19 protein-coding genes and 1 other RNA gene are annotated in these 24,914 nt (G+C 64.5%); 6 read left to right on the forward strand and 14 right to left on the reverse strand.

The window, feature by feature from the left end; translation table 11 throughout:
- Positions 1 to 108: 108 nt before the first annotated feature.
- A complete protein-coding gene (locus tag QRM60_RS09690; protein WP_042595433.1) occupies positions 109 to 1,449 on the reverse strand; it encodes an outer membrane protein transport protein in 1,341 nt (446 codons plus the stop codon).
- Between the two features lie 219 nt (positions 1,450 to 1,668).
- On the opposite strand from QRM60_RS09690, the gene QRM60_RS09695 reads away from it, so the two are divergent.
- Genes QRM60_RS09695 through QRM60_RS09705 form a run of 3 tightly spaced genes read left to right on the forward strand, consistent with a single transcriptional unit; the run spans position 1,669 to position 3,696 of the window.
- Complete coding sequence (locus tag QRM60_RS09695; protein ID WP_012436869.1) at positions 1,669 to 2,361, forward strand: rhomboid family intramembrane serine protease; 693 nt, start codon at positions 1,669 to 1,671, stop codon at positions 2,359 to 2,361.
- 28 nt (positions 2,362 to 2,389) lie between these two features.
- Positions 2,390 to 2,710: a DUF1820 family protein gene (locus QRM60_RS09700; protein WP_011035277.1), complete on the forward strand. Its 321-nt coding sequence runs from the start codon at positions 2,390 to 2,392 to the stop codon at positions 2,708 to 2,710.
- A complete protein-coding gene (locus QRM60_RS09705) occupies positions 2,710 to 3,696 on the forward strand; it encodes a D-2-hydroxyacid dehydrogenase family protein (protein WP_014505945.1) in 987 nt (328 codons plus the stop codon). Before QRM60_RS09700 ends, QRM60_RS09705 begins: the two co-directional genes overlap by 1 nt.
- A gap of 161 nt (positions 3,697 to 3,857) precedes the next feature.
- Here QRM60_RS09705 and QRM60_RS09710 read toward each other — a convergent pair whose 3' ends face one another.
- The 3 genes from QRM60_RS09710 to QRM60_RS09720 form a co-directional block, all read right to left on the reverse strand.
- Positions 3,858 to 4,382 carry a hypothetical protein gene (locus QRM60_RS09710; protein WP_115557156.1) on the reverse strand — a complete coding sequence of 175 codons (525 nt, stop codon included), beginning with the start codon at positions 4,380 to 4,382 and terminating at the stop codon, positions 3,858 to 3,860.
- Positions 4,383 to 4,581: 199 nt separating this feature from the next.
- The gene (locus QRM60_RS09715; RefSeq protein ID WP_228944229.1) at positions 4,582 to 6,057 is read right to left on the reverse strand and encodes a S41 family peptidase; all 1,476 of its coding nucleotides are present in this window, start codon (positions 6,055 to 6,057) and stop codon (positions 4,582 to 4,584) included.
- A gap of 257 nt (positions 6,058 to 6,314) precedes the next feature.
- Positions 6,315 to 7,544 (reverse strand): peptidoglycan DD-metalloendopeptidase family protein, encoded by a 1,230-nt coding sequence (locus QRM60_RS09720; protein ID WP_323487183.1) that lies wholly within the window; start codon positions 7,542 to 7,544, stop codon positions 6,315 to 6,317.
- A 158-nt stretch (positions 7,545 to 7,702) separates the two neighbouring features.
- Here QRM60_RS09720 and QRM60_RS09725 point away from each other — a divergent pair, with 158 nt between their 5' ends.
- Together QRM60_RS09725 and QRM60_RS09730 are read left to right on the forward strand one after the other, a co-directional pair.
- Entirely contained in the window at positions 7,703 to 8,359 is a 657-nt protein-coding gene (locus tag QRM60_RS09725; protein WP_070689153.1) for a hypothetical protein, read from the forward strand.
- 57 nt (positions 8,360 to 8,416) lie between these two features.
- Positions 8,417 to 10,207 (forward strand): M28 family metallopeptidase, encoded by a 1,791-nt coding sequence (locus QRM60_RS09730; RefSeq protein ID WP_285446085.1) that lies wholly within the window; start codon positions 8,417 to 8,419, stop codon positions 10,205 to 10,207.
- A gap of 169 nt (positions 10,208 to 10,376) precedes the next feature.
- Here QRM60_RS09730 and QRM60_RS09735 read toward each other — a convergent pair.
- From QRM60_RS09735 to QRM60_RS09755, 5 genes are all read right to left on the reverse strand, one after another.
- A non-coding RNA gene (locus tag QRM60_RS09735) (sX9 sRNA) lies at positions 10,377 to 10,451 on the reverse strand.
- Between the two features lie 117 nt (positions 10,452 to 10,568).
- Positions 10,569 to 11,015 carry a PepSY domain-containing protein gene (locus QRM60_RS09740; protein WP_014505953.1) on the reverse strand — a complete coding sequence of 149 codons (447 nt, stop codon included), beginning with the start codon at positions 11,013 to 11,015 and terminating at the stop codon, positions 10,569 to 10,571.
- Positions 11,016 to 11,432: 417 nt separating this feature from the next.
- Positions 11,433 to 12,482: a glycoside hydrolase family 5 protein gene (locus QRM60_RS09745; protein WP_285446086.1), complete on the reverse strand. Its 1,050-nt coding sequence runs from the start codon at positions 12,480 to 12,482 to the stop codon at positions 11,433 to 11,435.
- A gap of 408 nt (positions 12,483 to 12,890) precedes the next feature.
- Positions 12,891 to 13,943, reverse strand: a complete 1,053-nt coding sequence (locus QRM60_RS09750) for a glycoside hydrolase family 5 protein (protein ID WP_115529569.1) — start codon at positions 13,941 to 13,943, stop codon at positions 12,891 to 12,893.
- Positions 13,944 to 14,572: 629 nt separating this feature from the next.
- Positions 14,573 to 15,637, reverse strand: coding sequence for a glycoside hydrolase family 5 protein (locus QRM60_RS09755; RefSeq protein ID WP_103699820.1), 1,065 nt, complete (start codon positions 15,635 to 15,637; stop codon positions 14,573 to 14,575).
- Between the two features lie 312 nt (positions 15,638 to 15,949).
- Here QRM60_RS09755 and QRM60_RS09760 point away from each other — a divergent pair, with 312 nt between their 5' ends.
- Positions 15,950 to 17,008 (forward strand): NAD(P)-dependent alcohol dehydrogenase, encoded by a 1,059-nt coding sequence (locus tag QRM60_RS09760; protein ID WP_285446087.1) that lies wholly within the window; start codon positions 15,950 to 15,952, stop codon positions 17,006 to 17,008.
- A 104-nt stretch (positions 17,009 to 17,112) separates the two neighbouring features.
- Here QRM60_RS09760 and QRM60_RS09765 read toward each other — a convergent pair whose 3' ends face one another.
- The 5 genes from QRM60_RS09765 to QRM60_RS09785 all read right to left on the reverse strand — a co-directional run bounded on the left by QRM60_RS09765 (position 17,113) and on the right by QRM60_RS09785 (position 24,881).
- The gene (locus QRM60_RS09765; RefSeq protein WP_285446088.1) at positions 17,113 to 17,685 is read right to left on the reverse strand and encodes a hypothetical protein; all 573 of its coding nucleotides are present in this window, start codon (positions 17,683 to 17,685) and stop codon (positions 17,113 to 17,115) included.
- Between the two features lie 79 nt (positions 17,686 to 17,764).
- Positions 17,765 to 18,118 (reverse strand): hypothetical protein, encoded by a 354-nt coding sequence (locus tag QRM60_RS09770; protein WP_076037566.1) that lies wholly within the window; start codon positions 18,116 to 18,118, stop codon positions 17,765 to 17,767.
- 14 nt (positions 18,119 to 18,132) lie between these two features.
- The gene (locus QRM60_RS09775) at positions 18,133 to 19,614 is read right to left on the reverse strand and encodes an FAD-dependent oxidoreductase (protein WP_042595449.1); all 1,482 of its coding nucleotides are present in this window, start codon (positions 19,612 to 19,614) and stop codon (positions 18,133 to 18,135) included.
- 211 nt (positions 19,615 to 19,825) lie between these two features.
- Entirely contained in the window at positions 19,826 to 24,298 is a 4,473-nt protein-coding gene (gltB, locus tag QRM60_RS09780) for a glutamate synthase large subunit (RefSeq protein WP_285446089.1), read from the reverse strand.
- Positions 24,299 to 24,500: 202 nt separating this feature from the next.
- A complete protein-coding gene (locus QRM60_RS09785; RefSeq protein WP_012436878.1) occupies positions 24,501 to 24,881 on the reverse strand; it encodes an I78 family peptidase inhibitor in 381 nt (126 codons plus the stop codon).
- Positions 24,882 to 24,914 lie beyond the last annotated feature (33 nt).

The raw sequence follows: 24,914 nt of genomic DNA on the forward strand, positions 1-24,914 counted from the left end.
ACAGATGCCAGCTTGCCACGGCACCTCGAATCCAGGCCATGAGACGCCTGCGCCCAACAAAAAACCCCGCCGAAGCGGGGTTTTTCGTACGTCATGCAGCAGCAGCGATCAGAACTTGTAGTTGATCGATGCGGCCAGCACGTCGCCGTGCACCTTGTAGCTGCCGGCCAGCGCGTTGCCGGTGGCAGTGGTGGTGTCGCTGGTCGGATCGCTGGTGAACAGGTGCGTGTAACCGAAGTTGTACTCGGCTTGCTGCGACGGACGCCAGCTCAGACCCAGCGACACCCACTTGCGGCTCGCGTCCGGCACGCGCACGTCACGGTGCTCGGCGGTAGTCGGGGTCTGGTCATACGCCACACCGCCACGCAGGGTCAGCGTTTCGCTCATGCGGTAGTCGGCACCGATCGAGGCGAAGGTGGTGTCGCGGTAGGAGAAGTCCAGCACGCTGTTGGGCTGATTGGAGGCGAAGTCCACGGTCACCTGGTCGAACTTGCTCCAGGCGGTGCGGGTGACGTCGGCCATGATCGACCACTGCTCGTTCACGTTGTGGGTGAAGCTGGCGGTGGCGCTGGCGGGCAGCTTGACGGTGGCACGGCCCTTGGTGTCGATGAAGGTGCCCGGTGCGGCGACGCCCAACACTGCAGCGGCATTACCCGGCACGGTGAAGTCGGCATCGCCGTCGGTGATCTTGTGCTCCACTTCCGAGCGGTAGCTGAAGCCGATGTGGGTGTTCTCATCGATGCTGAACAAGCCGCCGAGGGTGAAGCCCACTTCGGTGCTGTCGCCCTTGATGCGCGAATAGCCATCGGCGCTGCCCGGCGCGAAGCCTGGCACGCGACGCGCGGCCAGCACGCTGCCGAAGTCAACCGCGTTGCCCAAGTCGATATCCAGACGCTCGGCGAACACCGAGGCGCCGAACGACACGTACGGGTTCACGTCGTAGGAGAACGCGACGTTGAAGTCGATCGCCTGCAGCTCGGTCTTGGTGCCGTGGTAGCGGCCGGTCCAGTCGCGGTCGTATTCGGTCTTGAAGCCGAACGGCACGGTCAGCGACGTACCCAGGTGCATGTTGTTGTTTTCACCGAACGGCACGTGGAAATACGCTGCCGGGACCGGCGCGATCATGCCCGCGTCGCCGCCGTTACCGCCGGAGATCGGCGCGCCGTTGGCGTAGCTGCCGCCTTCGCCCTGGTACTTGGCCGAGAAGCTGATGGCGCTGACGTCGGCCTGGAACAGGCGGCCGTCCAGCTGGCGCATGCCGGCCGGGTTGTTGGCGATGATCGATGCGTCGTCCGGGGCGCTGCCCGAACCTGCGAAGGCGCGGCCGAGGCCCTTGGCGCTGTTTTCCTTCAACTGGAAGGCGGCACCGTGTGCCTGGCCAACGGCCAGCACGCCGGCAATACCAACGGCCAGCAAGGTGGCGCGGCTGAGAGTGGAAGCGGTAGACATGAGTTGTTGCTCTCCGGAATAAAGACTGCAGTGGTCGGTACAGCGCCCGCGCCCAGTGGCCAACATGGCCCTGGAGCGCGCCGGAGACCCCCCCCCGACATACGACGCCGTACGCAGTATAACCACGACGATTAACCGAACAATAACGAAGTGCGCGTTATCAGCCCGGTCAGGTTAGGGGTGGGTTCAGGACGGTGAACCCGCTATTGTGCCACTCCGATGTTTGTCTCGATCCCCTCCCGCAAGAAATCCGCGCCGCGCTGGGCGGTGCCGCTGCTGTTCGCGGCCGTCTGGCTGGCCTATCTGTGGTCGATCAGCCGCCCCACCGAGGCGCGCAATACGCTGTGGCTGGACTGGGGCGCGCTGTCCAGCGGCGTCTCCAATCTCGGCGACTGGTGGGCCACCTTGCGCGACGGCAGCGTGCTGCGCCTGTTCACCGCGCTGTTCCTGCACGCGGACTGGTCGCACTTGTTGGGCAACCTGGTGTTCCTGCTGATCTTCGGGCTGCCGGCCGAGCGCATCCTCGGGCCCTGGCGGTTGTTGCTGCTGTTCCTGCTGGGCGGCGCGGCCTCCAACCTGGCGGCGATCTTCGCCATCGGCACGCCGGACCGGGTGATCATCGGCGCCTCCGGCGCGGTGTCGGCGTTGATCGGCACCTATCTGGCGTTGTTTCCCGGCGCCAAGCTTGGCGTGGTGCTGCCGCTGGGCGTGTTCCTGGAATTCATCCGCGTGCCGGCGCCGCTGTTGATCGGTGCGTGGGCGGTGTTGCAGGTGGTGTTTGCCTATATCGGCCCGGCGTTCGGCATGGTGGCGTGGTCTGCGCACATCGCCGGTTTCGTGTTCGGCATCGTCTATGGGTTGTATGTGCGCGCGGCGATCGCGCGGCGGCTGCGCAAGCGCCACGGGTTCTAGCGCCCTGCCCTGCGCCTATAATCGCCGCATGTCCAAGCCCTTGTACAAGGTCACCTTCCTCAATCACGGCAAGGTGTACGAGCTCTACGCCCAGCACGTCACCGGCAGCCATCTGTGGGGCTTCAACCAGATCAGCGAGCTGGTGTTCGACGTGCATGACGGGTTGGTGGTCGACCCCACCGAAGAGCGCCTGCGCGAAGAGTTCGGCAACACCAAGGTGCTGCACCTGCCGATGCAGAGCATCGTGCGCATCGAGGAAGTGGAAAAGAAGGGGCAGTCGGTGATCCGCGATGCCACCACCGGCGACAAGGTGGTCACCCCGTTCCCGCTGCCGACCAAGCCACGCTGATGCGCATTCTGGTGCCGGACGATTACCAGGGCGCCGTGCGCGCCCTGCCCTGCCTGCAGCGTCTGCAGGGCCATGAAGTGCAGGTGCTGGGCGCGCTGGCCACCGATCCCAACGAATGGGCCGAGCGGCTGGTGGAAGCCGATGCGCTGGTATTGATTCGCGAACGTACCCGCGTGGACGCCACGTTGCTGCGGCGCCTGCCGCGATTGAAGCTGATCAGCCAGACCGGCCGCATCGGCCCGCATGTGGATGTGGCGGCCTGCACCGAGTTCGGCGTGGCGGTCACCGAGGGCGTGGGCTCGCCGGTCGCGCCGGCCGAGTTGACCTGGGCGTTGATCCTGTCCGCCAGCCGGCGTCTGACCGAGTACCAGCGCGCCCTGCATCAAGGCCGTTGGCAGGCGCTGGGCGATTCCGCGTTGGGGCGCACCTTGCATGGGCGCACGCTGGGCATCTGGAGCTATGGCCGCATCGGCCAACGCGTGGCCGGATTCGGGCGGGCATTTGGGATGCAGGTGCTGGTGTGGGGCGGTGAAGCGTCGTGCGCGCAGGCGGCGCGCGATGGCTATGCAATCGCCGACAGCCGCGAGGCCTTGTTCGAACGTAGCGATGTGCTGTCGTTGCACCGGCGCCTGAGCGCGCAGACCCGGCATGACGTGACCGCCGCCGACCTGCTGCGCATGCGCCCCGATGCGTTGCTGGTCAACACCAGCCGCGCCGAACTGATTGCACCCGGCGCGTTGATCGCGGCCCTGGACGCCGGCCGGCCCGGGCACGCTGCCGTGGACGTGTTCGAGCGCGAACCGGTCCTGGATGCGCGCGACCCGCTGCTGCAACACCCGCGCGTGTTGGCCACCCCGCATCTGGGCTATGTGGAACGCGATAGCTACGCGGCCTACTTCGAGGCCGCATTCGACAACGTGCTGGCGTTTGCTGCTGGCACACCGCGCAACCTGGTCAATCCTGAGGCGTTGCTGGTTGCGCGTTAGGTAAACGTGCGTGCTTCTGATGATTGAACGTAATCAAGACGCGGGCGAAGTACTCGCGGATCTATTGAATTACATCAGCGATTGGAGAGGTCGGAAGCTTCCGCTGCCCAGACTCTTCACGTGCAAAAAGCCGCATCAGTAGGCGCGAACGAAACGCTGCATTAGGCCCATGCGGAGGGCTGCATCTTTTTGATCACTGCTGCAACCAAATCTATCGTTTCCGAGCAGTATTTCAAAAAATCTGCATCTGTTTGCACGAGTGTGGTGAGCTGAGAAACATCACCCTCACTGAAGAACTCATCTCCCAGTCGAATACGGAAGGGAAGCTGATCTCTGCGCGCAAGAAGTTCTTCGTAGCTGCGGCCCTTGCCGTGCTTTAGCACATTCACTGCAAGTTGCACGTCTCTAAATCTTGCGGAGAGATGTGGCTCACATGCTTCTTCTATGATCTTCAAGGCCTGTTGGAAACCATTCTCGCAGTCCAACGCGTCTTGGAGCGCAGCATCAAACATAGCTGCCATTCCAACCACAATCACCGCCCCTTGTAACTCTAATGCCTGCGATGACTTCACCAACGCAGTGCTGCCATGGTCCTGCAACTCTACAAGCAAGCGGGCTCTTTTCTCGTCGAGCAGACTCTGCGTAAGGGCCGCGCAGCGTGTGGCAAGTTCTGAAAATGGATGCATGTCCAATCCTACTTGTCACCTAGAAAGTGGTTCCACGCGGTGCGCTAATGACGCAATTGGTGCAACTGCTTCAGGCCATTCGCGTCAAAAATAATCAACTACTCTACGACGCTCGAGCGCGGCCATTTTTCATGTGTAAGTCCACTTACCGACTGCACAGCGGGTGTAGTACACACCCGCCACGCCCCACACTGATTTTTTATTTAACCGGTTCGGCCGGCACAGCTGCCGCCGGCTTGGCCTTATCCGTCGGCTCGGCCGGCGTGGTCTGCTCGCTGGCGGGCGGGCGTGGTGCGGCCGGCTTGGGCTCGGGCGTTGGCTTGATGGCCTTGGGCTTTTGCGCTTGCGCCTTGGCCTTGCGCGCGGCCTGGGCCTTGGCAACAGAACCAGGTTGCTTGAGTTCGGCCAGCGCCTCGTTGATCGGGCCATCGCCCGGCAGCACGTCGCCGGCGCTATAGCCCTCCTCGCCTTCCGCATCGCCGCGCAGGTGGCCCGGCAGGGTCGCCTCGCTGAAGTCGGTGAGGCTGGCCGGCACGTCGGCGTCGCCGGGCTGCGGTTCGGGAGTGAGCATCACTTCGGGCACGATGCCGCTGGCCTGGATCGACTTGCCACTGGGCGTGTAATAGCGCGCGGTGGTGAGCTTGACCGAGTCGCCGTTGTCCAGCGGCAACACGGTCTGCACCGAGCCCTTGCCGAAGGTGCGGCTGCCGATGATGCGCGCGCGCTGGTTGTCGCGCAGCGCGCCAGCCAACACTTCCGACGCGCTCGCCGAGCCGGCGTCCACCAGCACCACCACCGGCGCACCGCCGAGCAGGTCGCCCGGGGTTGCGTCGAACTTGGCGTCGCTGATGGAGATGCGCCCGCGGGTGCTGACGATGTTGCCCTTGTCGAGCAGATCGTCGGCCACCTGCACGGCCGAGGTCAGCAGGCCGCCCGGGTTGCTGCGCAGATCCAGCACCAGGCCACGCAGCTTGCCGCCGGCCTGCAGTTGCTTGAGGTTCTTCTGGAAGTCGGCGCCGGTGTCGGCCTGGAAGGTGCTGATGCGGATGTAGCCGTAACCAGGTTCGAGCAGCTTGCTGCGCACGCTGGCCACGCGAATGGTTTCGCGCTGCAGGGTGATGTCGAACGGTTTGGCGACCTTGTCACGCACGATGGTCAGCGTGACCTTGCTGCCGGACTCGCCGCGCAGCGGCTCCATTGCCTTGCTGGCGTCGATCGGCTTGCCGTCGATGGCCACGATCACATCGCCCGCCTTGACCCCGGCGCGTGCAGCCGGCGTGTCGTCGATCGGCGCAATCACCTTGAGCGTGTTGTCCTGCTGCTGCAGCAATTCCACGCCGATGCCGTCATAGGCGCCGGTGGCCTGTTCGTCGAAGGCCTCGGCGTCTTCCTTATCGAAGTAGGTGCTGTGCGGATCCAGGTCAGACAGCAGGCCGCGCACGGCCGCGTGCATCAGCTTCTTGTCCTCGACCGGGTCCACGTAGGCCTGCTTGACCGCGTTGTACACGGCCACGAAGCGGCGGATCTCGTCCAGCGGCACCTTGGAGACGGCGGCTTCGTTGGCTTCCGGGTCGTCCGCGGTGGCCGGTGCGGCAGCGGGGCTGGCCTGCTGTGCCCAACCGGGCGACGCGAACAGGGCCAGCGATAGGGCAACGGACAGGACGGCTACGCGCATGAAGCACTCCGAAAAGAGAGAAGACGCCCCACAGCGCGGCGCTGGCTGGATTATGCGCGAAGCAGCGGTAAATCCGCGTTGAATCGCCGTCAACGCCAGCGTGCGGGCGAAGCACCGGCAAGGCTGCGCGATGAGACCTGCTGCGGTGCTGCCGTCGGGACAGTCCGCAGCAACACTCTGGCGCCGCGGACTGCCGGCATGTGAGCGGCAACACGATGCAGTAAGCAGACGCCAGATAAGTGCGGCGCCCCACCCACTCAGCGGCGCTGCAGCCAGCTCGAAGGATCCACTGGCTGGCCGTTGCGACGCAGTTCGAAGTACAGCGCCGGCACACCCTGCCCGCCCGAACTACCGACCTTGGCCACGGCCTCGCCACGCTTGATGCTGGCGCCGGCATCGCGCAGCAAGGTGTCGTTGTGCGCGTACAGGCTCATGTAGCCGTTGCCGTGATCCACGATCAGGATCATGCCGTAGCCGGTCATCCAGTCGGAAAACACCACCGTGCCATCGGCCACCGCGGTGACCGTGCTGCCCTTGGGTGCGCCGATCAGCACGCCCTTGCTGGTATGGCCATCCGGCAGCGTGGCGTTGAAGCGCGCCAGCAGGTTGCCCGACACCGGCCAACTCAGGCCACCGACCTTTGGCGCCGGTGCGTTGGCCGCGACCTTGGGCGGTGTCTTGCCGGGGCGTTCCGGGCGATCGGTCTTGCCGCGCTTGGCCTGCGCGGCGGCTTCGGCGGCTGCACGCTTGGCCGCCGCGCGGCGCTCGGCTTCTGCCTTGGCCGCGGCTGCACGCAGATTGGCCAGCAACTGCTCCAGCGCCTTGGCATCCTGGCCCAGGGCTTTCTCGCGCTCGGCGCGCTGTTGATAGCGGGTGTCCAGTTGCGCAACGGTGGCGGCCTGCTGCGAGCGGTCTTTCAGCAGCGACGAGGCCTGTGCTTTTTGTTGTGCGCGTGCGGCGTCCAGCGCCTGGCGCCGCTCGGTGATCTGCTGCTCGACCTGGGTCAGTGCTTCCAGCTGCGTGGTGAGCCCCTGGATGCGCTGCGCGCGTGCGTTCTGTACGTAGCGGTGGTCGGCCAGCATGCGCGTGGCATCGCCCACGGTGTCTTGCGACAACAGCACCTTCAGCGGCGCGTTGCGGCCTACATGGTCGGCGGCGCGCAGCAGTGCGGCCAACTGCACGCGTTGCTCGCGCAGGCCACGCTGCAGCTGCGCGCGCTGCTGCTGCAGTTCGGAGAGTTTCTGTTCGTGCGTGCGCAGCGCGGTTTCGGTCTCGCTCAGCGCACGTGCGGTCTTGGCGACTTTTTCATCGGCCTGGCGCAGCTGCTGGGCGGCGGTACCGCGCTTGCCCTCCAGGTCGCGGCGGTCGGCGCTGATGGTTTTCAGTTCGTCGCGCAATTGCTGCAGCTTGCGCTCGGCCTCGCGTTGGCTTTGCGCCCCGGCGCTGGTGCCGGCCAGCAGCGTGCAGGCGAACACGGCCGCGGCCAGCCATGCGCGTGCGGGCGGGCTGCGGGTCGGGTGCGGCAATGGCGCGGCGGCAGGAGGCAAACGAAAGTTCCAGTGACTTCAGGCAGGTGCGCGATTGTAGCCAAGCATGGTGTGATCGCTGCCACGTTACCGACATCCGCTGCGGCGGGAGGTTCAGCATGAAGCACGCGCATTGGATCCTCGTGTTCTCCCTGGCCTGCGGCAGCGCCTGGGCCGATGAGGACATCAGCAAGGTCAATGGCCGCATCAGCGCCGAGGCCGGCAAGACCTACGGCGACCTGGAAACGGTCAACGGTTCCATCGAGATCGGCGCCGCGACGCAGACCAAGAACGTGGAAACCGTCAATGGCAGTATCCAGGTTGGCGAGCGCGCCCGCACCGGCGGTGTCTCCACCGTCAACGGCGGCATCCGCCTGGGCAGCAAGGTGGTGGTGTCGGGCAATCTGGAAACCGTCAACGGCTCGGTGCTGGCCGAGCGCGGCAGCCAGATCAGCGGTGGCGTGGAAACCGTCAACGGCAGTATCGGGCTGGTGGAAACCGAGCTGGGCAAGGGCATCGAGACTGTCAACGGCGACATCACCGTGGGCGTGGGTTCGCACGTGCGTGGCGGGATCCTGGTCACCAAGCCCAATTTCGGCTTCTCGTTCAAGCCGAACCGCAAGCCGCGCGTGATCATCGGCCCGAATGCGGTGGTCGATGGCCCGCTGAAGTTCGAACGCGAGGTCACCTTGTACGTGCACCGCAGCGCCAAGATCGGCGCGGTCACCGGGGCCACCGCGCGCAGCTTCGATGGCGATGTGGCGCCGGAGGACTGACGCGCTCACCACCGCCTGCGCCTAGAATCGGGAACCCCCGCGCACCGAGGAGTCCCGATGCCCCGCAAGATCGTGTTGTGCCTGGCCGCCGCCGTTGCGTTGGCGGGCTGCAAGCGTGAGTCCGCCGACCCCACCACCGCGCCCAGCGCGCAGGCACCTGCCGACAGCGCCCCCAGCGCACCGGTCAGCAGCCACGCCTTCTCGCCGGAACTGACCACCGGCGACTTTGCCGAGCTGGTCAAGACGCTGGCCTCGGACGCCTTCGAAGGCCGCGGGCCGGGCACGCCGGGCGAAGAGAAAACGGTGACCTACATCCGCGACCAGATGCAGCGCATCGGCCTGCAGCCGGGCAATGGCGACAGCTGGTTCCAGGATGTGCCGATGGTGGAAACCACCGCAGACCCGGCCACCGCGCCCAGCCTGCGCAGTGGCGCGCAGAGCCGCCCGCTCACCTTCGGCACCGACATCGTGGTGGGCACGCGCACCGGCCAGGCCGAGGTCAAGCTCGACAACAGCGAACTGGTGTTCGTCGGCTACGGCGTGGATGCGCCAGAGCAGCAGTGGAACGACTACGCCGGGCAGGACTGGAAGGGCAAGACGGTGGTGATGTTCGTCAACGACCCGGGCTTCCACAGCAACGACGCCAAGTTGTTCGACGGCAAGCGCATGACCTATTACGGCCGCTGGACCTACAAGTTCGAAGAAGCCGCGCGCAAGGGTGCGGCCGCCGCGCTGATCGTGCACGACACGCCCGGCGCCAGCTATGGCTGGGATGTGGTGAAGAATTCCTGGTCCGGCCCGCAGTACGACCTGCCGGCCAAGGACGACCCGGACCCGCGGCTGCCGGTGCAGGGCTGGATCAGCGCCGACACTGCCAAGCAGCTGTTCGCCGACGCCGGGCTGGACCTGGCGCAGGCCTACAAGGACGCCGGCAAGCGCGGCTTCAAGCCGGTGCCGTTGAAGGCCAGCTGGTCGGTGGACCTGAAGAGCACGATCGCCCAGAAGTCCTCGCGCAACGTGGTTGGCGTGCTGCCCGGCAGCACGCATGCCGACGAGGCGGTGCTGTACATGGCGCACTGGGATCACCTGGGCAAGCACGACGGCGAAACCGGCGACAACATCTACAACGGCGCGGTGGACAACGCGACCGGCGTGGCCGGCATTCTGGAAATCGCCGATGCCTTCGCGCACCAGGATCCCAAGCCGGCGCGCTCGGTGGTGTTCGTGGCGGTGACGCTGGAAGAATCCGGCTTGCTGGGCTCCAAGTACTACGTGGCCAACCCGAGCTTTCCGCTGGACAAGATCGCTGCGGTGATCAACCTGGATGCGATGTCGGTGGCCGGGCGCGCACGCGATGTCACGGTGGTGGGCATGGGCAGCTCGGAGCTGGAAGACATCCTCAAGCCGATCGCCGCCATGCAGGGGCGCACGCTGCACGGTGAGGCCACGCCGGAGAGCGGCTCGTACTTCCGCTCGGACCACTTCAACTTCGCCAAGGCCGGCGTGCCGGCGCTGTACGCCGACGGCGGCGAAGACCTGCGCGAGGGCGGCACTGCTGCCGGCCGCGCAGCCGCCGAGGACTATGGCCGCAACCGCTACCACGCGCCTGGCGATCAGTACGACGCGGCCACCTGGAAGCTCGATGGCACCATCGAGGACCTGCAGGCGGTCTATGGCGTGGGCAAGCAGGTGGCGGCTGATCAGCAGTGGCCCAACTGGTATGCGGGCAATCCGTTCAAGGCCGCGCGCGACCGCATGATGGCCGGCAAGCCGGGTGCGGCCGCTGCGCCGGCGCCAGCGCCAGCGGCCAAGGACGACGCCAAGCCTGCGCCTGCGCCGTCGCGCTGAGCTGCGGGCAGCCCCTGTGACCGCGCGCTGCGTGGCGACAGGGGCTGCAGCGGTCTGCTACAACCAGTGCGAAACGCTGGCACGTTGAGTCCAACGTCTGACCGCACTTTGCGCCGAACAAAAAAGGGCCTCCGCATGGAGGCCCTTCGTTTGTGGCGAGTCTAACAGCGGCGAACAAAACGTAGCGAGCAGTCGTCAGGTGGGTGCGGACGGCGCGGAGGAACCGGTGTGTACGTCGGTACATGCCGATTCCGAGCCCCGGCCGCGCCCGCCTGGCGGCTGGGCAGTCGTTTTGATAGCTGCTCTAAATCGCAATGCACATCCCGCGCGTCTGCTGCGCGCAGGCGTTAGGCGGGAGCGATCAATCGTTATCCACGCTCACCACGTGCCCATCTTCCGGGTCGACGTGCAGGTCTACCTTCTGCCCACCGCTTTGTTCGGCATCGGCCTTCCACAGGCCATCTTCGAACTTGAGGTCATGCACCTTGGAATAGCCCTTGGTGGAGAGCGCTGCACGAATATCGGCCTCGCTCATCTTGGAGGTGGTCTGGTCGCCATACACGCGGCCGGTGGTCGGGTCGATCCGCACATCCACATCCTTGCCGTCGCCGCTGCGCGCATCGGCCGTCCACACGCCGTGCTCGAACTTGATGTCGTGCACCTTCGTGTAGCCCTTGGCCGTCAACATGCTGCTGACTTCGGCAGAGGTGAGCGCCTTGGCCGGCTTGGCGGCGTCCTGCGCGAACGCACCGTGTGCGGTAAGGGCAAGTGCGCCAACCAGCGCGGTGGTCATCAAACGCTGTGCCATGAGAGTGCTCCTAGCAGTGAAGTGCGTCCATGCTGGGCGCTGGCAGATCGCGGCCCGGTGAAAAAGCGACCTTATGCATTGCAAAAGTTCAGTTAGCTGACAACCGGGGGCGCCTGTTCACCCGTGCTGCACGTGATGTTTACAAACGCGCATGAGGTCGCTGAGAACGGTCGTTGCAGCCTAGTGCGTCGTTGACCTCGAAAGCGCACGATCGCGTGCGTGAGCAAGCGGAGAGCCGCTGTGCACCGACGGTAATCTATTGCCATGACTGCCACCGCAGCTACGAGTACGTCATCGTCGCAATTCAGGCAGAAAATCCGTAGGAGCGCCCTTGGGCGCGATGAAGCCCTACCGATCACGGTAACGCTCCATCGCGCCCAGGGGCGCTCCTACGAAAGGCGGGCATGCGACATCGTGTCAGCGTGTAGCGCGTGCGGCCTGCGGCGAGAGGATGACCATCTGCGGCTTGTCGGTGCCGTCCTTGTTCGGATGCACGTTGTAGGCGTAGCTGGTGTTCCACCATGCGCCCGCTGCCCACCATGTCCAGCCCAGCCAGACATCGGCGTTGTTTTCCATGTAGGCCAGCATGCCTTGCAGCGCGGTATTGCAGACGGCGTTGTTGGCGGTGCCGAACTCACCGAGGAAGCCACGCTTCTTGTTGGCGCGCAGCCATTCGGTGAAGGCACGCAGGCGATCGGCGCCGACGGTTTCACTAACGCAGACACTGGAGGTGCCGCTGGAATCGGCATCCAGATACTGATGCACTTCGAACGCATAGCGATTGAGCGGGTCGCTGATCGATGCCAACGCGGTTGCATTGGAATACCCATCGCTGGTCAGCGAGTGCCAGCTGTGTGCGCCGGTCCACAGCGCACCCGGGACCAGGATCAGATTGTTGGCGCCGGTGGCACGGATCGCATCGATGCCTGCCTGCGCTGCACCGGCCCATTCGCTGGCAGAGATGTTGTTGGGCTCATTCATCAGCCCGAAGATCACGGCGTTATCGCTGTTGAAGATCACCGCCAGGCGCTGCCACAGATCGGCAAAGGTGGCGAGCGGCACTTCCGGCCCACCCACTTTATAACCGTAGTACTTGCTGTAGTTGTGGATATCCAGCACCAGATACATGCCCGATGCCTTGGCGCGTGCCACCGCTTGCTGCACCAGTGCCAGCTGCGCCGAATCCAGCTCGCCGCGTGCGGCAGGTTGCAGACGTTCCCAAAGGATCGGCAGGCGAATCACGTTCATTCCGGTCCCAGCGAAATAGCTGTAATCGGTGCTGGCGGGATACATGTAGTCCTTGTTGAGGACGCCAGGTTTTTTCGATGACGCAAATTCCGCACCCGACAAATTGACGCCGGCGTACTTGAGTGCACGCGTTTGTGCATGGCCCATCGGCAGAACACCGAGCAGCAAGAAGAACACCGCGCAGGACATTAGCCTGCGCAACCACAGAGAACACGACATGGAAACCACTCCTTCGACGACGGAAAAGATGCATCGCAGCCCCATGGCGTGCGATCGACGTTCGTTACGCTGCATCTGCCCGTTCAATGCATCACGCGTGCCAGCCGCGCATCGCGCGGTGGTTAAAGATGATGTGCGCAGGGGCTCACAAACAAACTGCGTTGTGGCCTGCACTTTATGCGGCGTGGGAGGAGCTGGCACCGGGTTCGTGCGGTTGTGCCTGCTTTCAAGGGAGATTGCGCTTTCACGCGTGACGCGACCGCGACGAAATCTCGACATGCGATTTGCTAGGCGACGAAAGCGTGACGCCAAATCTCCGGCTGCGCATGCAACCGACGCACCAGTAGTACAGGTCTACTGCGTGCGTCGGCTGCTGCAGTTGTACACAAGCGAACTGATCGATTGCCGTTAGCGGGTGACGCGATGCGCGCGTGCGCTCAAGGTTTTCATCTGCGGCTTGTCGCGGCCTTGCGCATCGGGCTGCACATTGAACGGATAGCTGGTTTTCCACCACGCGCCTGCCGCCCAGAACGTCCAACCGATCCACACATCGTGGTTGGTTTCGAGATAACCGAGCATGCCGTCCAGCGCCGCAGTGCAGGTTGCGTTATTGGCGGTGCCGAATTCGCCAAGAAAACCGCGCTTACCTTGCGCGCGCAGCCAGCCGGTGAAACTGCGCAAGCGCTCCGCACCGATCGTGCGGCTCACACAACCGGCACTGGTGCCGCTGGAGTCGGTGTCCAGGTATTGATGGACTTCAATCGCATAGCGATTCAGTGGGTCGCGGATATTCGCAAGCGCCACTGCATTGGACTGCCCGGCCACGGTGGAATACCAGCTGTGTGCGCCCGACCACAATGCACCGGGCACCAGAATCAGGTTGGTGGCACCGGTGGCACGAATGCTGTCGATGGACGCCTGCGCGGCGGCGGCCCAACTCTCTGGCGAGATGTCGTACGGCTCGTTCATCAGCCCGAAGATCACCGCGTTGTCGCTCTTGAATGCGATGGCCAGGCGGCGCCAGAGGTCGGTGAAGGTGCGCACTGGCACCGGCTTACTGCCAATCTTCTGGCCGTAGTACTTGGCGTAGTTGTGCACATCGATAATCAGGTATTGATTGGCGGCCTTGGCGTTGGCCACTGCCTGCTTCAGCAATGCCAGTTGTGCCTGATCCAGCGGACCTTGAGCTTTGGACTGCATGCGCTCCCACAGGATCGGCAGGCGCACGATGTTCATTTGCTTGCCCGCGAAGTACCTGTACTCGGACGCGGTTGGATAGCGGTAGTCGATATTGAGCACGCCCGGTTTTTTTGACGACTGGATCTCCGCACCGGAGATGTTGACGCCTGCGTATTTCAGACGATTGGGGCTTTGCGCCTGTGCGATGGACATCGTGGCGATGCACAGCATGACCAACGCGCAGCGCAGCAGCTGGCGTGGCCAGGAGGGGGAGGCAGACATGGGGTGTTCCTTGCAGTTGCGGGGGAGATACGCTGCCCGCAACGTCATGCCGCGCGACGCGGCCAACAGCGCATCTGTCTCTACCCTAGGCGCAACGGCACGCTGAAACTACAGATGCGAGGTATCACTCTTCCAAGCTGTGCGGTGTTTCGCAGTGGCGGCAGGATCTGGTCGACGCATCCGCGACAGAGGCACTTTGTCATGCCCATGTATGGAAGCGTGCGCGCAGCTTGCAACTACGCGCGTGGCGCGTCGGCCAAGAGACCTGTGGCGAAAAAACTGCCTGGCTAAAAACACGGCATGCCGGGATCACTGCAGCACGGGCAGCCACACCGCAACGACCGTGGTGCGCCCGCGTGATCACGTTTGCCTATGTGGTTGTGAGCCGTTGCACGCGCACGTGGCAGCTCTACATACACGCCGCACAAAGGAAGCGCCAGGTGACAGACATCGCCAACGTCGCGCGTGCGGCGTTGGCATTCGGCCGCGCTAAAGCGGCCAGCAAGCAGAGACGCAGACGCCAGGCAGACGCGAGCGTGGAGATGCATCGGTATGGACTGTGTGTCCACGCCAACTGCTCCGCGCATGCGCACTTGCCTGGCATCTGCTTGCTACTTGGTGCTTGGCGCTTACTTGCCGGCGCGACGCGCGTGCTCGCTCAGGATCGACATCTGCGGCTTCTCGCTGCCGTCCTTGCCCGGCTGCACATTGAACGGGTAATCCGGCTTCCACCACGCGCCGGCTGCCCACCAGGTCCAGCCCAGCCACACGTCGCTGTTCTTTTCCATGTAGCTCAGCATGCCTTTCAGCGCGTCGTTGCAGACCGCATTGTTGGCCGTGCCGAACTCGCCCAGGAAGCCTTTCTGCTTGTTCTCACGCAGCCAGTCGGTAAAGCCGCGCAACTTGTCCGCGCCCACCGTGGCACTGGTGCATTCGGGCTTGGTGCCGCTGTAGTCGCCGTCCAGGTATTGATGCGCTTCGAAGGCCAGATTGTTGCCCGGGTCCTTGAGAATCTGCAGGGCCTTGGCATTGGAGACGCCGTAGCTGGTGCTGCGCCAGCTGTGCGCGCCGGTGTAGGCCGTGCCAGGCACCAGAATCAAATTGTTCGCGCCGGTCTTGCGGATGGTGTTGATCGCCGCTTGTGCAGCCGCGGCCCAGTCGGTGGAGGAGATGCCATTGGGCTCGTTCATCAGCCCGAAGATCACCTGCTTGTCGTCCTTGAACTCCAGCGCCAGGCGGCGCCACAGATCGGCCAGTGCTGCAGGCGGCACCTCGTCGGTGCCGATGCGCTTGCCGTTGTACTTGGCGTAGTTGTGCAGGTCCAGGATCAGGAACTGCTTGTTGGCCTTGGCGGCGGCCACGGATTTCTTGATCAACGCCAGTTGCGCCGGATCCAGCTCGCCATTGAGGGTTGGCTGCAGGCGCTCCCACAGGAACGGCAAGCGAATGGTGTTCATGCCCTTGCTGGCGAAATAGCTGAAATCCGCCGCCGCCGGGTAGGTGTAGTCCTTGTAGAGCGTGCCGGGCTTCTTGCGCGAGTTGAACTCGGCGCCGGAGATGTTGACGCCCACGTACTTCAATCCGCCGCGGGCGTTGTCTGCCTCCTTGGCATGCGCCAACGGCAACGTGGCGAGCAGGGCCAGCGCCAGTGCGGCAGCGTGGGTGCGGGTGGAGTGGGGGAGAGATGGGAACATGGGGAGCCTCCTTCGGCAGTCGACGTAGGCGGCCGCAGGGGGAGGGCACGGCCAGCGAGGATGGTGCAGCGCCACACCATCGATGGTCAGCCTAGGGGCCTCGGCGTTAGCGCGCCATTCACGCGGGCAACGCTGATTTGATGATGCGCGAACGTCCAAAGCGCCATGCTGGCGCCACGGTCGAGTTCGCAAGCCGACTGGCAAAACGCACTGTCGCAGGAGTGCGACGGAGCGGTGTCCTAAGCTAACGCACCTACTTTTTTGCTGTCTGCGCCCTGCGCGGGCGGCGTTTCCGTCCCCTGGAGTATTCCCATGAGCAAAGCCCACGCCTACGCCGCCCAAACCGCCGACCAGCCGCTGGCGCCGTTCGTCTTCGAACGTCGCGCGCCGGGTCCCGACGATGTGCAGATCGACATCGCCTACTGCGGTGTGTGCCACTCGGACCTGCACACCGCACGCAACGAATGGCACAACACGGCGTATCCCTCGGTGCCGGGCCACGAGATCGTGGGCCGCGTCACCGCCGTCGGCAGCGCCGTGACCAACTTCAAGGTCGGTGACCTGGCCGGTGTGGGCTGCATGGTCGACAGCTGCCGCAGCTGCGCCTCCTGCCAGGAAGGCGAGGAGCAATATTGCGAACAGGGCTTCACCGGCACCTACAACGGCCCGATGTTCGGCGGTGGCGAGAACACCTATGGCGGGTACTCCGACCATATCGTGGTGGACCAGAAGTACGTGCTGCACATTTCCCACAGCGACAACCTGGCCGCCGTGGCCCCGCTGCTATGCGCCGGCATCACCACCTATTCGCCACTGGCGCATTGGAAGGTTGGCCCCGGGCAGAAGGTGGGCGTGGTCGGCCTGGGTGGCCTGGGCCACATGGCGGTGAAGATCGCCAAGGCCATGGGCGCCACCGTGGTGCTGTTCACCACCTCTGAAAGCAAGCGCGCCGACGCGCTGCGCCTGGGCGCCAGCGAAGTGGTGATTTCCAAGGACGAGGCGCAGATGGCGGCGCAGTACAACACCCTGGACTTCATCCTCAACACCGTGGCTGCGCCGCACAACCTGGACCCGTTCCTCAATGCGCTCAAGCGCGACGGCGCGATGGTGCTGGTGGGCGTGCCCGAACATTCGCATCCGTCACCGGCGGTGTTCAACCTGGTGATGAAGCGCCGCACGCTGGCCGGTTCGCTGATCGGCGGCATCCGCCAGACCCAGGAAATGCTCGATTTCTGCGCCAAGCACAACATCGTTTCCGACATCGAAACCATCCGCGCCGACCAGATCAACGAGGCCTACGAGCGCATGCTCAAGGGCGACGTGAAGTACCGCTTCGTGATCGATATGGCGACGCTGGATAAGGCGGCCTGAGTCGCGATTGCGTTAGCCTGATACCACTGCTTGCGTCCGTCGGACGCAGGCCGTGGCATATGAACATAGCGCCGCTTGAAGGATGGGCTACACGTTAAATCTACTCATATGGCCTGCTGCAGCGATGCCATGTATTGGCCTAGCGTGAACCCACTTTTTTCTACTTCGGCAGTGAGATAGACAATCTTTCCACCAAGTTCTGAAGCCGTTTTTAAGGGTCCCTTATTTTTATCAGTGGTCAGTACGAAGGCTCCAAATGAGCGGGCGGCCAAAGATGCATCAGCTTGATTGGCACTCAGTCCGCTCTTACGTGGGTTTTTGCCAACCACCTGGGATTTGATCTCAGGTGACGCATAAAACGCGCGATCTGTAGCAGACTGAAACGTTCCCTGGCCAAATCCCCCATAAACCTGGACCTTTGAAAGTACGCCATCAATTCCATGGGTTTGAAAGCCGAATCTCGAAGTTGTCTTTATGGACGACCTCTCAAGACTAGATTTGATGTAAGCCTTGAGCGTTTGCTTTTTTTCGCCGTCTGGGATTGCCTCAAGTTCGATTTCCACCTCTCGGGTTAGGTATAGTGCATACGTGTCAGGGGGAAGCTCACGTAGGAGATCTATCGCCTTCTCATGAAGATAGTTCCACGCGCAGCTGTCGATATAAACAGCAATGGTCATGTCAAGAGCCTTTATGGGAGCAGGCGCGCCTGCAGCATTCAAGCTGTGCAAGCCTATTGAATAGCATTACTGGATCGGCCTACGAAGTTCGAGTGTTCAGCACGCCAAGTACACATTGTCCTCGAACAAGTGCATAACCCCAGGCGAATGGCTTCCCACTTACCGGCCAAAGCTGTTCATAAGCCACGAAATAATCACCAGAGCGGTACTGCTTCTTGAGCCACAACCAATCTTTGTTGCCATAAGCAAATGGCACTTGCGGTGCCTTTGTATTTTTAGCGGCGTACGTGACACCAATCTGCTCCATTTGCACGATGGAAAGAGGCAAGCCATCAAACCGCAGATTGTCCGATTCTTGGCATGTGGCGGCCGGCGCTGCAGCAGCGCTACTGGCTGTCAAGATCAGTAAACAGGTAACGAGTGACCTGAGCATGCGGCCTAGCATCCTCACGCCGCAGCCGGCTCCTTGACCTGCGCTTTCACACCCAGCAGCTGCACGATGCTGCCGGCTGCGTCGCGGCCTTCGGCCACGGCGGTGACCACCAGGTCGGCGCCGCGCACGCAGTCGCCACCGGCGAACAGGCGGGGGTTGCTGGTCTGGTAGGGCAGGCGGCCGTTGCCCTCGGCCGGGGCGACGATGCGGCCGTTGCTGCCGGCTTCCACGCCTTGCGCAGACAGCCACTCCGGCACCGTCGGCGAGAAGCCGAACGCGATGATCACCACGTCCGCTTCCAGCAGCGATTCGCTGCCTTCCACCGGTACCGCGTTGCGGCGGCCACTGGCGTCGGGCTCGCCGAGTTTGGTTTCCACCACGGTCACGCCGATGGCTTCGTCGTCGGCGCCGGATTCGATCGACAGCGGCTGGCGGTTGAACAGGAAGCGCACGCCTTCTTCGCGCGCGTTGGCCACTTCGCGCGCCGAGCCGGGCATGCTGGATTCGTCGCGGCGGTAGGCACAGGTGACTTTGGCCGCGCCCAGGCGGATGGCGCTGCGCACGCAGTCCATGCCGGTGTCGCCGCCGCCCAGTACCACCACGCGCTTGCCGTTGAGGTCGGGCAGGGCGATCTGGTCTTCCCAGCCGGCGATCGGCCGGCCGTGCGGGTCGTTGCCGCTGACGATGCGGCTGTTCTGCACCAGGAAGGGCAACGCCGGCAGCACGTTCTTCAGATCCTGGCCGTCCAGCCCGCCGTCGGTGTAGCGGTACGCGCCGGTGCCCAGGAACACGGCGTCGTATTCGCCGAGCAACTGTTCGATGCTGACGTCCTTGCCGATCTCCACGCCCAGGCGGAACTGCACGCCCATGCCTTCCAGGATCTCGCGGCGCTTGCCGATCACCGACTTGTCCAGCTTGAAGCTGGGAATGCCGAACTGCAGCAGCCCGCCGATCTGTTCGTAGCGGTCATACACCACCGCTTCGATGCCGGCGCGCACCAGGCGGTCCGCGCAGGACAGGCCTGCCGGGCCGGCGCCGACCACGGCCACGCGGTGGCCGCTGGGCTGCACGTTGCCCAGGTCCGGGCGCCAGCCCATGCTGAAGGCGGTATCGACGATGTACTTTTCCACCGCGCCGATGGTGACCGCGCCGAATTCTTCCAGCGTGCAGCTGCCTTCGCACAGGCGGTCCTGCGGACACACGCGCCCGCACACTTCCGGCAGCGGGTTGGTGGAATGGCACAGCGCGGCGGCCTCGATGATGCGATCTTCCTGCACCAGCTGCAGCCACTGCGGAATGGCGTTGTGCACCGGGCACTTCCAGCTGCAGTACGGGTTGCCGCAATCCAGACAGCGGCCGGACTGGTACTGCGCGTCGGCCTTGTCGAACTTGCCGTACAACTCGCCCCAGTCACCGGACGTACGCAGCTCCACCGGGATGCGCGTGGGCATGGTCCGCGGCAGGTCAAGGAATTGGAAGGCTTGCTTGCGGCTCATAGGGGCTGGGATTCGGGAGTTGGGATTGGGGATTCGCTAGAGCGGGCGACCTGGCTCTGACGCAGTGCGAACCTCGAACAAAGCATCTCGACGCTTGAGCGCAGGGGATGGAGATCCGGGAATCGGAATTCGCCAATGCGACGGCAGGTCGCAGGGATCGAGCGAATCCCAAATCCCAAATCTCCAATCCCGTCGCTGCGCCGTGCCGCCATCAGGCGGCGCGCCGCAGCGACTCGGTCAACGACTCAATGCTGGCGGCCTTGGGTTTGACCAGCCAGAACTTGCCGATGTAGTCACGGAACTCGTCGAGGATCTGCTGCGCCCAGATGCTGCCGGTCAGCTCGCGGTGGCGGCTGATCAGGGTGTGCAGGTGCTGGCGATGGTTTTCGAAGCCTTCGGCGGAGACGCGGTGGATGTCGATCAACTCGTGGTTGTAGCGGTCCACGAAGTCGCGTTCGATATCCAGCACGTAGGCCAGGCCGCCGGTGAAGCCGGCCCCGAAGTTCAGGCCCACCTTGCCCAGCACCAGCACCACGCCGTCGGTCATGTATTCGCAGCAGTGATCGCCGGCGCCTTCCACCACCGCCAGTGCGCCTGAATTACGCACCGCAAAGCGCTCGCCCGCGCGGCCGGCTGCGAATAGCTCGCCGCCGGTGGCGCCATACAGGCAGGTGTTGCCCACGATCGGCGTATTGCGCGCTTCAAAGCGTGCGCCGCGTGGTGGGCGCACCACCAGCCGGCCGCCGGCCATGCCCTTGCCGACGTAGTCGTTGGCTTCGCCTTCCAGCTCCAGCTGCAGGCCACCGGCGTTGAACGCGCCGAAGCTTTGCCCGGCGGTGCCGCGGAAGCGCAGGTTCAACGGCGCATCGCTCATGCCGTGGTTGCCGTGCGCCCGCGCAATGGTGCCGGACAGGCGCGCGCCGATCGAACGGTCGGTGTTGTGGATCAGGAAGCGGTGGTCGCCGCCGGTCTTGTTGGTGATCGCATCGGCCAGCAGGCCGTCCATCTGCGTGGCGAGGCTGTCCGGCGATTCGTACAGGCGCTGGGCCGCGCAATGGCTGCCGTCGTACTGCGCATGGGTGAGCAGACGTGACAGATCGACCTTGACGCCCGGACGCGGTGAGACCTCGAGCTGTTCCAGCAGATCGGTGCGGCCAACGATCTCGTCCAGCGAACGCACGCCTAGGTACGACAACCACTGACGCACCTCTTCGGCCAGCAGGCGGAAGAAATGCTCCACACGTTCGGGCAGGCCGGTGAAGTAGTTCGCGCGCAGGCGCTCGTCCTGCGTGGCCACGCCGGTGGCGCAGTTGTTGAGATGGCAGATGCGCAGGTACTTGCAGCCCAGCACGATCATCGGCGCGGTGCCGAAGCCGAAGCTGTCGGCGCCCAGCAACGCGGCCTTGACCACGTCCAGGCCGGTCTTCAGGCCGCCGTCGGTCTGCAGGATGGTGCGGTCGCGCAGGTCGTTAGCCACCAGCGCCTGGTGCGACTCGGCGACGCCCAGCTCCCACGGCACGCCGGCATAGCGGATCGAGCTGACCGGGCTGGCACCGGTGCCGCCGTCATGGCCGGACACGGTGATCAGATCGGCGCCGGCCTTGACCACGCCGGCGGCAATGGTGCCGACGCCGGCATGCGCCACCAGCTTCACCGACACCAGTGCGGTCGGGTTGACCTGCTTGAGGTCGTAGATCAGCTGGGCCAGGTCTTCGATGGAATAGATGTCGTGATGCGGCGGCGGGCTGATCAGGCCGATGCCGGGCTTGGCGTAGCGCAGCCGGGCGATCAGCTCGTTGACCTTGTGGCCGGGCAACTGGCCGCCTTCGCCGGGCTTGGCGCCTTGGGCGACCTTGATCTGCAGCACCTCGGCATTGACCAGATATTCCGGGGTTACGCCGAAGCGGCCGGAAGCCACCTGCTTGATCTTGGAGCGTTTCTCGGTGCCGTAGCGGGCCGGATCTTCGCCGCCTTCGCCGGAATTGCTGCGCCCGCCCAGGCGGTTCATCGCGATGGCGAGTGCTTCGTGGGCTTCCGGCGACAACGCACCCAGGCTGATCGCGGCGGTGTCGAAACGGCGCAGCACATCGGCGGCCGGTGCGACCTCGTCCAGCGGGGTCGGGGTGTCGGCGCGCTTGAGCTGCACCAGATCGCGCAGCGTGGAGGCCGGGCGCGAATGCACCGCATCCACGTACTTCTGCCAATCGCTGGCATCGCCGGTGCGGGTGGCGCGCTGCAGCGTCATGACCACGTCCGGGTTGTACATGTGGTACTCGCCGCCGTGCACGTACTTGAGCAGGCCGCCCACTTCCGGCTTGAGCTGGTCGTTCCAGGCGCGTGCGGTGAGTTCGCGCGCTTCGGTATCCAGCCGCGACAGGCTCACCCCGCCGATACGCGCCGGCGTTTCGGCAAAGCACAGCTCCACCACGTCCGGGTCCAGCCCGACGATCTCGAACAACTGTGCGCCGCGGTAGCTGGCGATGGTGCAGATGCCCATCTTGGAGATGATCTTGGACAGGCCCTTGTAGATGCCCTTGCGGTAGCGGCGGCCGATCTGCGATTGCTCGCCACCCTTGCTCAGTTGCAGGATGCCGCGCCGGCCCAGGTCGAACAGGGTCTGGTAGGCCAGGTACGGGTACACCGCGGTGGCGCCGAAGCCGAGCAGGCAGGCCATGTGGTGCGCATCGCGCGCGGTGCCGGTTTCGATGATCAGGTTGACGTCGCAGCGCAGGCCCACCTTGCACAGGTGGTGATGCACCGCGCCGGTGGCCAGCAACGCGTGCGCCATCGGGCGGTCCGGCACCGGGTAACGGTCGGACAGCAGCAGCATCACCGCGCCATCGCGGGCGGCGGCTTCCACTTCCTGGCAGATGCGGTCCAGGCCGGCCTTGAGGCCTTCTTCGACGCTGTAGGACAGGTCGATCAGCCGATTGCGCGCAACGTACTGCTCCATCTTCAGCAGCTGGCGCAGCTTGCGCTGGCTGAGTACCGGCGAATTCAGGATGACGTGGTTCACCGTCTCCGCGCCGGCATGGAAGATGTTGGTCTCCTTGCCGAGCTGGGTGGTGAGCGACATCGCGATGCCTTCGCGCAGCGGGTCGATCGGCGGGTTGGTGACCTGCGCGAACGCCTGGCGGAAGTAGTCGTACAGCGGCCGGGTCTGGCGGCTGAGCACTGCCATCGGGGTGTCGTCGCCCATCGAGCCGGCGGCTTCCTGCTCGGTCTCGGCCAGCGGGCGCAGGATCTGCTCCACTTCCTCGGTGCTGAGCTGGAACAGCTTGTGGTAGCTGCGCAGGGTCTGCTCGCTGAAGGGTTCTTCCACCAGCGAGGGGTCGATCAACTCGGTCTGCAGGTAAGTCACGCCCTGCTGCAGCCATTGCTTGTAGGGCGCACGCGCACGGTTGATGCGGTCGATGGCATCGGAATCGAGCAGATCGCCGCGCTTGAGATCGATCGCCATCATCTCGCCCGGGCCCAGCTTGCCCTTGCGGGTGATGCGCTCGGCCGGCAATTCCCACACGCCCGCCTCGGAGGCCACCAGGAAATGGCGGTCGGAGGTCAGCATCCAGCGCGCCGGACGCAGGCCGTTGCGGTCGAGCATGCAGGCCGCGTAACGGCTGTCGCAGGCCACGATGCCGGCCGGGCCGTCCCACGGCTCGGTATTGAGGCCGTAGAACTCGTAGAACGCAGCCAGATCGGCGTCCTTGAACTCCAGCGACTGGGTCGCCGGCGGCACCAGAATGCGCAGCGCCTGCAGCAGGTCCATGCCACCGGCGATCAGCAGCTCCAGCATGTTGTCCAGGCTCTGCGAATCGGAGCCGTGCATGGAGATCACCGGGTCGAATTCGGCGATGTCAAAGCGCGGCGTCTGCCACACCTTGCTACGCGCCTGCGCCCAGCGCCGGTTGCCTTCGATGGTGTTGATCTCGCCGTTGTGGGCGAGCAGGCGGAACGGATGCGCCAGCGGCCAGCGCGGCAGCGTGTTGGTGGAAAACCGTTGGTGAAAGACAATCGCGCTGGACGATAGATCGCTGCGCTGCAGGTCCGGGTAGAACGTGCTCAGCTTGTCCGGCAGCACCATGCCCTTGTAGCTGATGCCATTGGGCGACAGCGTGGTGACGTAGAAGTTGTCCACCTCGCGCAAGGCCTGCTCGGCGCGGCGGCGCGCCAGAAACAGCGCCAGGGTGAAGCCGTCTTCGGTCTGCTCGGCGCCGGCATCGACAAATACTTGTTCGATGCGCGGCAGGGTGTCGCGGGCCAGCTGGCCGCACACGCTGTCATCGGTGGGCACCACGCGCCAGCCGCGGAACTGCACGCCGGCAATCTGCAGCTGGGTTTCCAGTTCGCTGCGACAGCGCGCTGCATCGGCCTCGTCCAGCGGCAGGAACACCACGCCGGCCGCATAGCGCGTGCCCAGGGTGATGCCGGCATCGCGGGCCAGCCCGCGCAGGAAAGCGTCGGGTTTGCGGATCAGCAGGCCGCAGCCGTCGCCGGTGAGCCCGTCGGCGGCCACGCCGCCACGGTGGGTCATGCGCGACAGCGCAGCGATCGCGGTGTCGACCAGCGAACGGGAAGGCTGGTCGTCCAACTGCGCGACCATGCCAAAACCACAGGCGTCGCGTTCGTCGCGCGCGCTGTTGTAGAGACCGTAGTCGTCGAGCCCTTGGCGAGTGCGGGGGGCCATGTCTGCCTCTTTGCGATCCGGGAAAAACGGCGACGACGTTGCACCGCTCGACCATGGAGCGGTGCAGGAGATCACCGGATCATCGACTAAAACACAGTTGATGCGGTGCCGCAATACACCGTTACAGCTGCAACGAGAGCGGCCTGAATCCCTTGTGCCAGCAGGCTTGGCGCCCGATGGGAGCGCCAGGCCTGCCGCGTGCTCAGCCGCAGCGGACCGAGGTGATCATGTTCTTGGCGTCCACTTCCAGATTGAGCCGTTCGCCGTTGAACTCCATCGTGGTCATTTGGCCGGGTTTGAGCACACGCACCGCCTTGGCACCGGCGTCGTTGCGGGCTTGTTCGCTCACGGTTTCGGTCAAGGGCTGGCCCACCAGCGATTGCACTTGAGTGGCATCGCAGGTGCCGATGGGCGGTGCGTCCGGTGCGGCAGCCGGTGCCGGGGCGGAGGCTTGTTCGGCGGCTTGCTGCGCCTTGGCGGAGACGGCTTCCTGCTCGTCCGGTTGCGGCTTGTTACAGGCGCTGAGTGCGGCCAGCACAACCAGCGTGCAGGCCAGGCGGGCGGTAGGCAGGACAAACCTCATCGATGACTCCAGCACAGGGGGATGGCCCAAGCA

Source organism: Xanthomonas sp. fls2-241-TYG-148 (assembly GCF_030208815.1).
GTDB lineage: Bacteria > Pseudomonadota > Gammaproteobacteria > Xanthomonadales > Xanthomonadaceae > Xanthomonas > Xanthomonas campestris.

What these genes read in the sequence shown, in the direction of transcription:
- QRM60_RS09690 (WP_042595433.1), bottom strand. Translation starts at nt 1,449, where the DNA reads ATGTCTACCGCTTCCACTCTCAGCCGCGCCACCTTGCTGGCCGTTGGT.
- QRM60_RS09695 (WP_012436869.1), top strand. Translation starts at nt 1,669, where the DNA reads ATGTTTGTCTCGATCCCCTCCCGCAAGAAATCCGCGCCGCGCTGGGCG.
- QRM60_RS09700 (WP_011035277.1), top strand. Translation starts at nt 2,390, where the DNA reads ATGTCCAAGCCCTTGTACAAGGTCACCTTCCTCAATCACGGCAAGGTG.
- QRM60_RS09705 (WP_014505945.1), top strand. Translation starts at nt 2,710, where the DNA reads ATGCGCATTCTGGTGCCGGACGATTACCAGGGCGCCGTGCGCGCCCTG.
- QRM60_RS09710 (WP_115557156.1), bottom strand. Translation starts at nt 4,382, where the DNA reads ATGCATCCATTTTCAGAACTTGCCACACGCTGCGCGGCCCTTACGCAG.
- QRM60_RS09715 (WP_228944229.1), bottom strand. Translation starts at nt 6,057, where the DNA reads ATGCGCGTAGCCGTCCTGTCCGTTGCCCTATCGCTGGCCCTGTTCGCG.
- QRM60_RS09725 (WP_070689153.1), top strand. Translation starts at nt 7,703, where the DNA reads ATGAAGCACGCGCATTGGATCCTCGTGTTCTCCCTGGCCTGCGGCAGC.
- QRM60_RS09730 (WP_285446085.1), top strand. Translation starts at nt 8,417, where the DNA reads ATGCCCCGCAAGATCGTGTTGTGCCTGGCCGCCGCCGTTGCGTTGGCG.
- QRM60_RS09740 (WP_014505953.1), bottom strand. Translation starts at nt 11,015, where the DNA reads ATGGCACAGCGTTTGATGACCACCGCGCTGGTTGGCGCACTTGCCCTT.
- QRM60_RS09745 (WP_285446086.1), bottom strand. Translation starts at nt 12,482, where the DNA reads ATGTCGTGTTCTCTGTGGTTGCGCAGGCTAATGTCCTGCGCGGTGTTC.
- QRM60_RS09750 (WP_115529569.1), bottom strand. Translation starts at nt 13,943, where the DNA reads ATGTCTGCCTCCCCCTCCTGGCCACGCCAGCTGCTGCGCTGCGCGTTG.
- QRM60_RS09755 (WP_103699820.1), bottom strand. Translation starts at nt 15,637, where the DNA reads ATGTTCCCATCTCTCCCCCACTCCACCCGCACCCACGCTGCCGCACTG.
- QRM60_RS09760 (WP_285446087.1), top strand. Translation starts at nt 15,950, where the DNA reads ATGAGCAAAGCCCACGCCTACGCCGCCCAAACCGCCGACCAGCCGCTG.
- QRM60_RS09765 (WP_285446088.1), bottom strand. Translation starts at nt 17,685, where the DNA reads ATGACCATTGCTGTTTATATCGACAGCTGCGCGTGGAACTATCTTCAT.
- QRM60_RS09770 (WP_076037566.1), bottom strand. Translation starts at nt 18,118, where the DNA reads ATGCTCAGGTCACTCGTTACCTGTTTACTGATCTTGACAGCCAGTAGC.
- QRM60_RS09775 (WP_042595449.1), bottom strand. Translation starts at nt 19,614, where the DNA reads ATGAGCCGCAAGCAAGCCTTCCAATTCCTTGACCTGCCGCGGACCATG.
- gltB (WP_285446089.1), bottom strand. Translation starts at nt 24,298, where the DNA reads ATGGCCCCCCGCACTCGCCAAGGGCTCGACGACTACGGTCTCTACAAC.
- QRM60_RS09785 (WP_012436878.1), bottom strand. Translation starts at nt 24,881, where the DNA reads ATGAGGTTTGTCCTGCCTACCGCCCGCCTGGCCTGCACGCTGGTTGTG.